Source organism: Streptomyces sp. NPDC005402, assembly GCF_040606575.1.
Classification (GTDB): Bacteria; Actinomycetota; Actinomycetes; order Streptomycetales; family Streptomycetaceae; genus Streptomyces.
The window spans coordinates 33,884-45,934 of the sequence record NZ_JBEXFB010000042.1; the positions used below are offsets into that span (position 1 = coordinate 33,884).

The following is a 12,051-nucleotide window of genomic DNA, read 5'->3' on the forward strand; positions in this document are numbered from 1 at the left end:
ATCGATCCTAAGCGACCGGCCGCACGAGTTGGACTAGTCGGTCAGGGCCTTGCGGAGGCGCTCTTCGTCCACCCGCCAGAACGTGTGCTGCTCACCGTCGACGAGCACGACGGGGATCTGCTCCCAGTACTGCTCGTGGAGTTGAGGATCCTGGTCGATGTCCTTGTACTCCCAGGGGACCCCGAGATCTCCACACACCTTCTCGATCACCAGCTGTGCGTCATCACACAGATGGCAACCGGGCTTGCGGATCAGGGTGACGAGCCGGTCCTCGGGGGCCCTGGCCTGCTTTCGGCGGAAGATGGGACTCATGCGGGCCATTCTCCCGCGCGTCGGCGCCTGCCGTGGCCGCCTGCTTAACGGCACAGTCTTGGAGTGTTCACACCCTCCAAACCTCTCCACTCCGGAACCACCGAACAAACTGGCTATGCTCACGCCATGGCCGCTCTCGGATGGCTCACTCCCCGTAGGCGCTCCGCCACGGCGCGAAGCGTGTTGGCAGGCGAGGCCTCGGCGGAGGCTGCGCGCAAGTCCTCCCAGGAGGTCCAGGAGACCCCTGGTACGGAACCGGAGTCGCAGTTCCCGGTCCTGGGCGACGACAAGGCCGCCGCCTTCTTCGACCTGGACAACACCGTGATGCAGGGCGCGTCCCTCTTCCACTTCGGCCGCGGTTTGTACAAACGGAAGTTCTTCGAGACCCGCGATCTCGCCCGCTTCGCCTGGCAGCAGGCCTGGTTCCGGCTGGCCGGCTCCGAGGACCCCGAGCACATGCAGGAGGCCCGGGACTCGGCGCTCTCCATCGTGAAGGGCCACCGCGTCGCCGAGCTCCAGTCGATCGGCGAGGAGATCTACGACGAGTACATGGCCGAGCGCATCTGGCCGGGCACGCGCGCGTTGGCGCAGGCGCACCTGGACGCCGGCCAGAAGGTGTGGCTGGTCACGGCGGCCCCGGTGGAGATCGCCCAGGTGATCGCCCGCCGCCTCGGCCTCACCGGTGCCCTCGGCACGGTCGCGGAGTCGGTGGACGGCGTCTACACGGGCAAGCTGGTCGGCGAGCCCCTCCACGGCCCCGCGAAGGCGGAGGCGGTCCGGGCCCTGGCGGCGGCGGAGGGTCTCGACCTGTCACGCTGCGCGGCGTACAGCGACAGCCACAACGACATCCCGATGCTCTCGCTGGTGGGTCACCCCTACGCGATCAACCCGGACACCAAGCTCCGCAAGCACGCCCGCCGACTGGACTGGCGCCTGCGCGACTACCGCACGGGCCGCAAGGCGGCCAAGGTCGGCATCCCGGCGGCGGCGGGAGTGGGAGCGGTGGCGGGCGGCACGGCGGCGGCGATCGCCCTGCACAAGCGCCGCCGGTAGCCGGGCAACACACCAATCCACGGGTTTTGCCCGCGTAACCCTGTGTGCAGGCACATTGGCTGCACACGGCCACAACACGCCCCGTTCCCTGACAGATCACGACCGTATTCGATCAACAAGCGGTCACTCTGTGGCACCTGAACGGCTCTCAATCGGTTACAGAAGCGACGTAATCGATGAATAGAGCAACTGGGTGTAGCAGTGCCTGCACTAAGCGTTATTCTCCTCAGACGCAATCCGGTACCCCTCCGTCGCTACGACGGGTGAACGGTCCCGCACTGCACGTGATGGAAGCTCTGCCTCTGGGAGTCCCGTGTACCCACACGTCGGGGTTGACGCCTCGGGCCTGGCTACGCTGCGCGCAACGGTCCTAGACCTGTTGCGCGGCTTCGTCCCCACCGCGTACGCCGTCCCCGCCCTCGCCGTAGCCGCGGCACCGATCGGCCCGTGCTACGCACTGGCCGACGGTTCCGCGGCCGTCGGCAGACGAGGGCGTTCTACCGGCGCCGCCCCCGCCCGCCGTCCCGCCGCGGACAGCGACAGCGCCCGCATGATGGACCTGGTCGAACGCGCCCAGGCCGGCGAGGCCGACGCCTTCGGCCGCCTGTACGACCAGTACAGCGACACCGTGTACCGGTACATCTATTACCGGGTAGGAGGTAAGGCCACCGCCGAGGACCTGACGAGCGAGACGTTCCTGCGCGCGCTCAGAAGGATCGGCACCTTCACCTGGCAGGGCCGGGACTTCGGCGCCTGGCTCGTCACCATCGCCCGCAACCTCGTCGCCGACCACTTCAAGTCGAGCCGGTTCCGGCTCGAGGTCACCACCGGCGAGATGCTCGACGCCAACGAGGTCGAGCGCTCACCCGAGGACTCCGTCCTGGAGTCCCTCTCCAACGCCGCGCTGCTGGACGCCGTCCGCCGGCTCAACCCGCAACAGCAGGAGTGCGTGACCCTGCGCTTCCTCCAGGGGCTCTCCGTCGCCGAGACCGCCCGGGTGATGGGCAAGAACGAGGGGGCCATCAAGACCCTCCAGTACCGGGCCGTCCGCACCCTGGCCAGGCTCCTCCCGGACGACGCCCGCTGAGGGCGCACGTCCGGTAACCGCCAACTCGCTCTGGGTGAAAGTCCGTTGCCTCCCCGATCCGATCATCCGCAGTCCGTAACCCAAGTGCCGCGCCACTCGTTGTGCGGGATGCAGGCTCCCTGTGGTCACTCCCTGGCCGATCTCGATCACTCGATCGAGTGCTTGTGGTCAGGGTGTGCAACCCTCAGGACCCCCTGGGGAGTCGACCGTCATGACGAGAGGAGGTGCCGCCAGTGATCGCGAACGTATCGGCGCACCGGCGGGCGAACGCCTTCGCCCAGGCCCTGGAGGAGCAGTCCGACCGGGACCCGGCGGCCGAGCAGTCCGAAGGACCAGCGCCGGCCGCCGCGGACCATCCCGATCCGGACCGTCTTTTGGCCCTCGCGGAGTGTCTCGGCGAGTTGCCCAGGCCCGAGCTGGACCCGGAGGTCAAGGTCGTCCAGCGAGCCCAGCTGGTGGCCGCGATGGAGGCCATGCTGCTGGAGGGCGACAGGGCGGAATCCGCGGTTCCCGAGCAGCGCACCCAACGGGCCAAGGCCGCCCACCGGGCGAGTCCGCTCGGGAAACTGCGACCGCGTTCCCGGCTCACCAAGAGCCTGGCCGCGGGCGGCCTGAGCGTCGGAGTCGCCGCCGGGGCCTTCGGCGGAGTGGCCGCGGCCAGTTCCGACGCCCTGCCCGGGGACTCGCTGTACGGCCTCAAGCGCGGCATCGAGGACTTCAAGCTCACCTACCTGTCCGACGGGGACGACGAGCGCGGTGTCGCCTACCTCGACCAGGCCTCCACCCGGCTGAACGAGGCCCGCCGCCTGATGGAGCGCGGCCGGGGCGGTCACCTCGACCACGAGTCCTTGGGAGAGATCCGCCGCGCCCTGTCCGGCATGCAGTACGACGCCTCCGAGGGCCACCGCCTGCTGCACGAGGCGTACGAGCGCGACCCGAACTCCCTGGGGCCCATCCAGGCCCTCTCCAGCTTCTCGCGCTCGCACCGCGAGGCCTGGGGCGCGCTCCGCGACCGGCTGCCCGTCCAGCTCGGCGATGTCAGCGACCAGGTGTCCGACGTCTTCGACGCCATAGACGAAGACGTCGCGCCGCTCCAGTCCATGCTCCCCCAGCCGCCGGCACAGAGCGGCGGCAAGGGAGGCCAGCGGCAGGACGGCTCCGGCTCGGCGTCCTCGGACACCTCGACCACCGGTTCCGGCCGCTCGACGGCCCCCGGCCCCGGCGGCTCCGGCGAGCACCACGACGGCAGCAGCCCCAGCAGGTCGGCCACCTCCGGCAGCGAGGACGACGGCCTGATCGGCGGCAACACCGGCGGCCTCCTCGACCCACCGAAGGACACCGGCACCGCCACCCCGACGTCCCCGGCCGCCTCGGCCGACCCGGACGTCACCCTCCCACCCCTCCTCCCCGGCCTCCTACCCGGCCTGGGCATCAACGGCGAGGACGCGAGCTAGCTCTTCCGGTACGTCGACGGGGGCGCCCTTCCTGCGAAGGCCGCCCCCGTCGACGTACCGGAACCAATCTCAGAAGAACACCGACCGCCGCTGCACCAGCAACTTGGCCCCTCTTGTCTGCTGCCCTCGCACTGCTGCGCAGGCTTCGGACAGCCGCGCCGGACTCCGTCCAGCGTCCTACGGTCGCCCCGCGGCCCCCTGGTCGGACAGGCGTCCGCCGGCCCGGTGACCCCACCGGAACCACCCCGTCAGAAGAACACCGACCGCCGCTGCACCAGCAACTTGTACAACGTGTGCTGGATCTGTTCCCTGACCTGGTCGGTCAGGTTGAACATCAGCATGGGGTCCTCGGCGGCCTCCGGCGGATAGCCGTCCGTGGGGATCGGCTCGCCGAACTGGATCGTCCACTTCGTCGGGAGCGGGACCGCGCCCAGCGGGCCGAGCCACGGGAAGGTCGGCGTCAGCGGGAAGTACGGGAAGCCCAGCAGACGCGCGAGGGTCTTGGCGTTGCCGATCATCGGGTAGATCTCCTCCGCGCCCACGATCGAGCACGGAATGATCGGCGTGCGCTGTCGCAGGGCCGTGGAGACGAAGCCGCCCCGGCCGAAGCGCTGGAGCTTGTAGCGCTCGCTGAAGGGCTTGCCGATGCCCTTGAAGCCCTCCGGCATCACCCCGACCAGTTCACCGCGCCCCAGCAGCCGTTCGGCGTCCTCGGCGCAGGCGAGGGTGTGACCGGCCTTGCGGGCGAGTTCGTTGACCACCGGCAGCATGAACACCAGGTCCGCCGCCAGCAGCCGTAGATGCCGGTTCGCGGGGTGGTGGTCGTGGACGGCGACCTGCATCATCAGGCCGTCCAGCGGCAGCGTCCCGGAGTGGTTGGCGACGATCAGCGCGCCGCCCTCCGCCGGGATGTTCTCGACGCCCTTCACCTCGACCCGGAAGTACTTCTCGTACACCGGTCGCAGCAAGGACATCAGGACCTGGTCGGTGAGTTCCTCGTCGTAGCCGAAGTCGTCGACCTCGTAGTCCCCGGTGAGCCGGCGGCGCAGGAAGGCCAGGCCCCCGGCGATCCGTCGCTCCAGGCCGCCTTCGTCGTTCGCCTGCTGCGGCGGCTCTTCCTCACGCGTCACAGGAACATCATCCTGCGCGGAAGCCCCGCTGGGCAGGGGCTGGACCTCACGGACCAGCGCGGGCTCGGTGCCCTTGCGCCGGCTCCCCGCGCTCCGGCGCCGCGGCGGCCGCGGTACGGCGCCTGCGCGGGACCGGTCGTCGTCGAACGGAATGACCTTGGCGTCCGCCATCGTTGATGCGCTCCTCAGTTGGCGCTCTGCGTCGGGGGGTTGCCGCTGTCCGCCAGGGGCGGCAGCGCGGCGATCCGGTCGACGGCCCCCGCGAGGGCCTCGGGCGGCAGCAGCCCGGGGCCCTGGCTGCGCGCGAAGTCCGCGAAGGTCTCGGCCGTCGTGTACTTCGGCCGGAATCCGAGCGTCTCGCGCATCTGGACCGTCGACACGACCCGGCCGTGGGTCAGCAGCCGGATCTGCTCGGGCGAGAAGTCCGTCATCCCCAGGGTACGCACCAGCGACCCGGCCCAGGTGACGGCGGGCAGCAGCAAGGGCACGGTCGGCCGGCCGAGCCGCCGGGAACACTGCGACAGCAACAGGACGCCGTCGCCCGCGATGTTGAAGGTGCCGCTGTTCAGCGTGCCCCGCTCCGGTTCGTGCGAGGCGATCCTGAGCACCTCGATCACGTCGTCCTCGTGCACGAACTGCAGCCGGGGGTCGTACCCGAACACCGTCGGCAGCACCGGCAGCGCGAAGTACGAGGCGAGCGGAGTGTCCGCCGTCGGCCCCAGTATGTTGGCGAACCTGAGCACACACACGGCCACATCCGGCCGCCGCCGCGCGAAGCCCCGCACATACCCCTCGACCTCCACCGCGTCCTTGGCGAAGCCGCCGGAGGGCAGGGACTTGGGCGGGGTGGTCTCCGTGAACACGGCGGGATCACGGGGCGCGGACCCGTACACGTTCGTACTGGACTTCACCACGAGCCGCTTCACGTTCGGCGACTTCTGGCAGGCCCCGAGCAGCTGCATGGTGCCGATGACGTTGGTCTCCTTGACCGTGGTCCGGCTCCCGCTGCCGAGCGCCATCGCCGTCACATCCAGGTGTACGACCGTGTCGGCGGCCGTCTCGGCCAGTACCCGCGCGATGCCGGGCTGCCTGATGTCGGCCTGGATGAAGTCGGCGCCGCCCAGATGGTGCTCCGGCGACACCGCGTCCACGGCGATCACCCGGTCCACCCGCGGGTCACGCTGTATGCGTCGTACGAACCGGCCCCCCAGCTGTCGGGCCACTCCGGTAACGAGCACGACCTGTCCCAAGATCAGCGCCTTCCTTCCAGCCGTAGTCCAGCCCTGGTTCCAGCCCGTGTACAGACCTTGTACAGCCCCGGTCCTGTGCCGCGTTCCCCGTGTTCCGCCAACTTAGCGGTTCGATGTTGCGCTGTGATGACCGCCCACTGCACGAGGTGACGACATCCAGCCCACTGCCACGTCCTGACACGCGTGTGGCCCCCCACCGATATCAGGTGGGGGGCCACAAACACGCTTACGCGGCGTCGACTACTTCTTGTTGCGACGCTGAACGCGCGTGCGCTTGAGCAGCTTGCGGTGCTTCTTCTTGGCCATCCGCTTGCGCCGCTTCTTGATAACAGAGCCCACGACTACCCTCGCTCACTTCTCATCACTCGGTGCTGGGCGCCATGGGCCCATACGACCTACGAGGGGTCAGCCTACCCGCCCGAGCGCTGAGGTCGTAATCGAGGTGAACCGGGGAGATCCGGCAGGGGTCCGCGAGTGCCCTGAGGCCCCGTTGGAACCTCCCCGAGTCCGGTCGCCGTCAGGCCGTCTCCACCCCCACATAGCTCTCGCGGAGGTACTCGTGAACCGCGTTCTCGGGGACACGGAAGGACCGTCCCACCCTGATCGCGGGCAGATGACCGCTGTGCACCAGCCGGTACACGGTCATCTTCGACACTCGCATCACCGAGGCGACTTCCGCCACGGTAAGGAACTGAACCTCACTCAGAGGCCTCTGTTCAGCAGCCATGACACACCTGAACCTTCCGCACTCGACGGCCACCGGCTTCCCCTTCCGGTGACTCTTCGTCGCTGCGTGCTCACTCCCCAATGTAGGGGCGGGTGATGCAAGTGGGGAAGAGGTGCACCCATCGGCGGCCTACTGTGACAGACACGCTCGATTGAGTACGTAGCGGGTCAGCGGCCGGTAGTAATCAGACCGCACAGCGTCATCAAGTGGAACGGCGACGGACACGGCCCCCTCCGCCTCCCCCACGAAGAGCGCCGGGTCGTCCGTATCCGCGGGCCCCATGGCCTCGAACCCCAGCTGACCTGCTCCGCAGACCCATCCGTGATCGCCGATCACGAGCTCCGGAAGCGGCCCGCCACTCTCCGCCGCGGCCGCCAGCGCAGTACGAACCGGGAGCGGTGAATGCGTGTGTGCGCCCGGCTCACAACCGGAGCTCTCACCGTCCGGTGCCCGCACGAGCGCGACTCCTCGTACGTACTCAAGGTTGTACGTGCGTAGACCGAACCGGGTCGTTATGTCGACACGGCGACCATGCGCAGGGGTGAGGACGGTACATCCCGCCGCCGAGAGGGCGTCCGCGAGAGCGGCGTAGAACCCGAGCAGTCGGTGCGGATGGCCGGTGCCGAGGAGCACGGGCCCGCTGCGCTGGGCAACTGCCGCGAGCCGCTCCGCGAAGGCGTCGAGCGCGACGAGCGTCCGTTCAGGATCGATCACATCATGGCCAGTTGTATGCCGAGGATTGCCCGAAACCCCGCACTTGTCAGCCATGAGACCGATCAGATCCCGCTCCGTCCACGACCATTCAGGATCAAGACCGATCAGCACCCTCGGATCCCGAGCCGCGAACAACCGATAGCTCCGCAGACTCTCCTCCCGGGAGGTGGCCACGGGTCCGGCCAGACGGGCGGCCAGCAGATGGGCGCGGAGGGCACCGGTGCTCAACACGGGAGTGATGGTGACGGATGAGGGGGTCAGGAGGGGAGAGAACAGACAAACACCGCACAGTCGGAGTAGTCAGGGGCGCGGGGAACTGCGCGACAAGCCACAACGCACCCGCAGCCGCCACACAACATAACGAGCCACCCCACAACGCGCTACGCCAGCAACCCCCGCAACGGAAACACCGCCCGCCGAGTGGCCAGCACCGCCTGATCCAGCCGGTCCGCAGGGTCGTACCCCGCATCCCACTCCGCGTAGGACACCGGCCACCGTCCATCGGTCATCCGCGCCGGCGCCAACTGCCGGGTCCGCGCGAAGACTTCCTGCCGCCACCCCTCAGGAATCATCTCCTCGGGCTCGATGGGGCGCCCCGCGGCGATCGCCACCAGATGCGTCCAGGACCGGGGCACGACATCCACCACGGCGTACCCCCCGCCCCCGAGCGCGATCCACTTCCCCCCGGCGTACTCGTGCGCCAACTCATGACAGGCCACCTGCACGGCCCGCTGAGCGTCCAACGACACCGCGAGATGAGCCAGCGGATCCTCGAAATGCGTGTCCGCCCCGTGCTGGGTCACCAGCACATCAGGCCGGAAGTCGGCGATGAGCTCCGGCACCACGGCGTGGAACGCCCGCAACCACCCCGCGTCCCCCGTCCCCGCCGGCAACGCCACATTCACGGCGCCGCCCTCGGCCGAGTCCGCCCCGGTCTCCTCCGGCCACCCGGTCTGCGGGAAAAGCGTCCGAGGATGCTCGTGCAGCGAGATCGTCAGCACCCGCGGATCCTCCCAGAAGGCCGCCTGCACCCCGTCCCCGTGATGCACGTCGACATCCACATAGGCGACCCGCGACGCCCCCAGCTCCAGCAGCCGCGCGATGGCGAGCGACGCGTCGTTGTAGATGCAGAACCCCGACGCGCCCCCCGGCATCGCATGGTGCAGCCCACCCGCGAAGTTCACCGCGTGCAGCGCCTCCCCCCGCCACACCGCCTCCGCCGCCCCCACCGACTGCCCGGCGATCAGCGCGGACACCTCGTGCATCCGCGGGAAGGCAGGATCGTCCATGGTCCCGAGCCCGTACGACTGGTCAGCCGCCCCGGGGTCCACGGAAGCCGCCTTCACGGCCTCGACGTAGTCCTCCCGGTGTACGAGCCGCAGCGTCGACTCGCCCGCCGCCTTCGCGGCCACGACCTTCACGTCCCGGTCCAACCCGAAGGCGTCCACCAGTCGCCGGGTCAGATCGAGCCGGACCGGATCCATCGGATGGTCCGGACCGAAGTCATAGCCCGTTACTGCCTCGTCCCACATCAGCTGTGCGCGGCCGCTCATGCCCGCCACCGTATCGGTCCGGTTGAGCCGCGAACGACTTGGCGTACACCAGCGTCACCAGCACCAACACCATCGGCACGAGCATGGCCCCGCGATAGCTCCACGCGTCCCCCAAGGCCCCCACCAACGGCGAACCGACCAGGAACCCCACGTAGTTGAAGACATTGAGCCGAGCGACCGCCGCATCCGACGCCCCCGGGAACAGCCGCCCCGCCGCCGCGAAGGTCTGCGGCACCAGCACGCACAACCCCATCCCCAACAGTGTGAACCCGAGCATCCCCACCCACGGCCCGGGCGCCACGGCCACCACCGCGAACCCCCCGGCCGCGACCAGCGCCCCGGCCCGTACGACCGTCGCCGCCCCGAACCGCCGTACTCCCAAGTCCCCGACGGCCCGCCCCAGCAGGGTCGTCACCATGTAGACGTTGTACGGCACGGTCGCCAGCTGCTCACTGCTCCCGAGCACGTCCTGGAGGTACTTCGCGCTCCAGTTGGAGACGGTGGAGTCGCCGATATAGGCGAAGGTCATCACGAGACACAGCGGCAACAGCAACTTGAAGACGAGCCCGTCCCCACGCTGCTCCTTCTCCTCCACGACGGTGCCGTCCCCGTCGACATACCACCGGCTCCCCACCAGGCACAGCGGCACCAGGACCACCACTACCGGCAGATAGGACACGAACAGCGCGAGATGCCAGTGCGCCCCGACCCAGGCGAGCGAGGCCCCCACGATCCCGCCGAGACTGAACACCGCGTGGAAGCTCAGCATGATGCTGCGCCCGTACGACCGCTGCAGGCTCACCCCGAGCATGTTCATGGACGCGTCGAGCATGCCGACGGCCAGCCCGAAGGCCGCGAGCGAGATTCCCAGCTCGACCGTCGTGTCCCCGGCCCCCACCCCGAGCAGCGCCAGGAGCACGACGGGCTGGGCGATCCGCAGCAGCCGACTGGGCCGGATCCGCTTCACCAGTTGCTCGGTGGAGACGCTCCCGACCCCGGCGAGGATCGGCACGGCGGCCAGGAAGGCCGGCAGCAGCGCGTCGGAGACGCCGTACCGGTCCTGGATAGCCGGAATCCGCGTCACCAGCAGAGCAAAGGCGACGCCTTGCGCGAAGAAGCTGAACGCCAGCGAGGCCCTACCGCGCCGCAGCACATCTGTCATGGCGGCGAGCGTAGGGCCCCGGCGTACTCGTGGGTAGATCCAGCCAAAGATGAATTTCCCTCAGCTTTATCGCGCGAGGGCGACCTCGGGCCTCGCGGGTGCGCAGGTCTTCGTCTCGGCGATCAGCATCCGGGCCATCGGGCCGGCCCCGATCGCCCCGCTGACCAGGAAGGCCACCACCATCGACACGACCATGACCACGGACCCGAGCCACACCATCGTGTCCACGGGCAGCGTGTACGCCCCCACGACCCGCAGCACGCACTCCGTCAGCAGTACGACCCCCCACACCACGGAGAACCGCCGCTCGGCCCGCCGGAAGTCCGCCGACCCGGCCTGGAGCCGCGCCCAGGCGGCCTCCCGCTCCTCGATCCCCTTCACCAGCCAGGGCTTCATACCCGCGGTCATCATCGGCCTCCCCAGCGCGACGGAGACGAGGACGCCGATTCCGATCACACTGCTGACCCCGCTGTCCTTGGCGAGCATCAACCGCGGGTCGCCGGCCACGAAGCTGAGCAGCAGCCCCACGACGTTGACGACGAGGATCAGGGCGGCCAGACCGTTGACCGTCCGCTCCCTCGCCACACTCCAGCCGGTCCGCACGGCCGGGACGACACTGCTGAGGCCCAACGCCATCAACGTGCTCATCCCGAGCCCGTCCTTGAGCAGGTAGTACGCCCCGATCGGCACAGCCACGTCCACGATCAGGGGAGCCAGGTTCGCGCGCTTCGAGTTCGTCTTCGTCGTCATGCCCACAGCTTCTCGTCCGGCAGGGGGGCGCCAGTAGAAACGATCGTCCGGACCTCGGCATGACAAATGTCAGACGAGCAGACCCACCAACTCACCCATGTCGGTAAACAGTTGGGTGGCCCCCGCGAGCTTCGCGGCGGGCGTCATCGCGGTGAACCCGTACACGTCCATCCTCGCCGCGTTGGCCGCCTGCACCCCCAGGGGACTGTCCTCGACCACCACACACCGCCCGGGCTCGACCCCCATCCGCTCAGCGGCGTGCAGGAACAGATCCGGCGCCGGCTTCCCCCGCCCCACATCCTCCGAACTGAAGATCCGCTCGTCCTCGAACCACCGGTCAAGCCCGGCCGCCCGATGCCCCACCCGGATCCGCTCATGACTCCCGGAGGACGCGACACAGTACGGCACCCCGTCCGCCGTCAGCTTCTCCAGCACACCGGTGACACCGGCGACAGCCTTCAACTCCCGCTCGAACGCGGCGAAAACCCTCGCGTGGAAGACGTCGTCGAAGTCCGCCGGCAACCGCTGCCCGGTCCGCTCCAGGACGAGGTCATGGATGCGGTGCATGGCGGAGCCCATGTAGTCCCGAATGGAGTCCTCGTAGGAGGTCGGGTGCCCTAGCTCCGTCAGGTAAGCGGCGAGGTGCCGATTGGAGATCGGCTCACTGTCGACGAGCACACCGTCGTTGTCGAAGATGACGAGGTCATAGCGCATGACATTGACCCTAAACGCAGAAAACCCCGTGCCGAAAGGCACGGGGTTTCCTCAAAAATTGTTCGGCGGTGTCCTACTCTCCCACAGGGTCCCCCCTGCAGTACCATCGGCGCTGTAAGGCTTAGCTTCCGGGTTCGGAATGTAA

13 protein-coding genes and 1 rRNA gene are annotated in these 12,051 nt (G+C 68.9%); 3 read left to right on the top strand and 11 right to left on the bottom strand.

The window, feature by feature from the left end; all coding sequences use genetic code 11:
• Positions 1-33 precede the first annotated feature (33 nt).
• Positions 34-321, bottom strand: coding sequence for a glutaredoxin family protein (locus ABZT02_RS43145; RefSeq protein ID WP_356028274.1), 288 nt, complete (start codon positions 319-321; stop codon positions 34-36).
• Between the two features lie 117 nt (positions 322-438).
• Between ABZT02_RS43145 and ABZT02_RS43150 the strand changes: the two genes are divergently transcribed.
• The 3 genes from ABZT02_RS43150 (at position 439) to ABZT02_RS43160 (ending at position 3,906) form a co-directional block, all read left to right on the top strand.
• A complete protein-coding gene (locus tag ABZT02_RS43150) occupies positions 439-1,365 on the top strand; it encodes an HAD-IB family hydrolase (RefSeq protein WP_356028277.1) in 927 nt (308 codons plus the stop codon).
• 313 nt (positions 1,366-1,678) lie between these two features.
• A complete protein-coding gene (locus ABZT02_RS43155) occupies positions 1,679-2,452 on the top strand; it encodes an ECF subfamily RNA polymerase sigma factor, BldN family (protein ID WP_020120729.1) in 774 nt (257 codons plus the stop codon).
• 233 nt (positions 2,453-2,685) lie between these two features.
• Positions 2,686-3,906 (top strand): DUF5667 domain-containing protein, encoded by a 1,221-nt coding sequence (locus tag ABZT02_RS43160; RefSeq protein ID WP_356028280.1) that lies wholly within the window; start codon positions 2,686-2,688, stop codon positions 3,904-3,906.
• A gap of 248 nt (positions 3,907-4,154) precedes the next feature.
• On the opposite strand, the gene ABZT02_RS43165 is transcribed toward ABZT02_RS43160, so the two are convergent.
• The 10 genes from ABZT02_RS43165 to rrf all read right to left on the bottom strand — a co-directional run.
• Positions 4,155-5,207, bottom strand: coding sequence for a lysophospholipid acyltransferase family protein (locus ABZT02_RS43165; RefSeq protein WP_356028283.1), 1,053 nt, complete (start codon positions 5,205-5,207; stop codon positions 4,155-4,157).
• 14 nt (positions 5,208-5,221) lie between these two features.
• Positions 5,222-6,286, bottom strand: coding sequence for an NAD-dependent epimerase/dehydratase family protein (locus ABZT02_RS43170; RefSeq protein WP_356028285.1), 1,065 nt, complete (start codon positions 6,284-6,286; stop codon positions 5,222-5,224).
• A gap of 240 nt (positions 6,287-6,526) precedes the next feature.
• Positions 6,527-6,625 (bottom strand): AURKAIP1/COX24 domain-containing protein, encoded by a 99-nt coding sequence (locus ABZT02_RS43175; protein WP_003948845.1) that lies wholly within the window; start codon positions 6,623-6,625, stop codon positions 6,527-6,529.
• A 178-nt stretch (positions 6,626-6,803) separates the two neighbouring features.
• Positions 6,804-7,013, bottom strand: coding sequence for a helix-turn-helix domain-containing protein (locus tag ABZT02_RS43180; protein WP_016437488.1), 210 nt, complete (start codon positions 7,011-7,013; stop codon positions 6,804-6,806).
• Positions 7,014-7,142: 129 nt separating this feature from the next.
• On the bottom strand, positions 7,143-7,958 hold the full coding sequence (locus ABZT02_RS43185) for a phosphatase (RefSeq protein ID WP_356028287.1): 816 nt from the start codon (positions 7,956-7,958) through the stop codon (positions 7,143-7,145).
• A gap of 149 nt (positions 7,959-8,107) precedes the next feature.
• The gene (locus tag ABZT02_RS43190; RefSeq protein WP_356028290.1) at positions 8,108-9,280 is read right to left on the bottom strand and encodes an acetoin utilization protein AcuC; all 1,173 of its coding nucleotides are present in this window, start codon (positions 9,278-9,280) and stop codon (positions 8,108-8,110) included.
• A complete protein-coding gene (locus ABZT02_RS43195) occupies positions 9,231-10,442 on the bottom strand; it encodes an MFS transporter (RefSeq protein WP_356028292.1) in 1,212 nt (403 codons plus the stop codon). The genes ABZT02_RS43190 and ABZT02_RS43195 overlap by 50 nt, the downstream gene beginning before the upstream one ends.
• Positions 10,443-10,508: 66 nt before the next feature.
• Positions 10,509-11,192, bottom strand: coding sequence for a VC0807 family protein (locus tag ABZT02_RS43200; RefSeq protein WP_356028294.1), 684 nt, complete (start codon positions 11,190-11,192; stop codon positions 10,509-10,511).
• Between the two features lie 69 nt (positions 11,193-11,261).
• Positions 11,262-11,906 (bottom strand): HAD family hydrolase, encoded by a 645-nt coding sequence (locus ABZT02_RS43205; RefSeq protein ID WP_356028297.1) that lies wholly within the window; start codon positions 11,904-11,906, stop codon positions 11,262-11,264.
• Between the two features lie 60 nt (positions 11,907-11,966).
• A 5S ribosomal RNA gene (gene rrf / locus ABZT02_RS43210) occupies positions 11,967-12,051 on the bottom strand; the annotation flags it as partial.

Coding starts and splice junctions, on each gene's coding strand:
- ABZT02_RS43145 (WP_356028274.1), bottom strand. CDS start 321: ATGGCCCGCATGAGTCCCATCTTCCGCCGAAAGCAGGCCAGGGCCCCC.
- ABZT02_RS43150 (WP_356028277.1), top strand. CDS start 439: ATGGCCGCTCTCGGATGGCTCACTCCCCGTAGGCGCTCCGCCACGGCG.
- ABZT02_RS43165 (WP_356028283.1), bottom strand. CDS start 5,207: ATGGCGGACGCCAAGGTCATTCCGTTCGACGACGACCGGTCCCGCGCA.
- ABZT02_RS43180 (WP_016437488.1), bottom strand. CDS start 7,013: ATGGCTGCTGAACAGAGGCCTCTGAGTGAGGTTCAGTTCCTTACCGTG.
- ABZT02_RS43190 (WP_356028290.1), bottom strand. CDS start 9,280: ATGAGCGGCCGCGCACAGCTGATGTGGGACGAGGCAGTAACGGGCTAT.
- ABZT02_RS43195 (WP_356028292.1), bottom strand. CDS start 10,442: ATGACAGATGTGCTGCGGCGCGGTAGGGCCTCGCTGGCGTTCAGCTTC.
- ABZT02_RS43200 (WP_356028294.1), bottom strand. CDS start 11,192: ATGACGACGAAGACGAACTCGAAGCGCGCGAACCTGGCTCCCCTGATC.
- ABZT02_RS43205 (WP_356028297.1), bottom strand. CDS start 11,906: ATGCGCTATGACCTCGTCATCTTCGACAACGACGGTGTGCTCGTCGAC.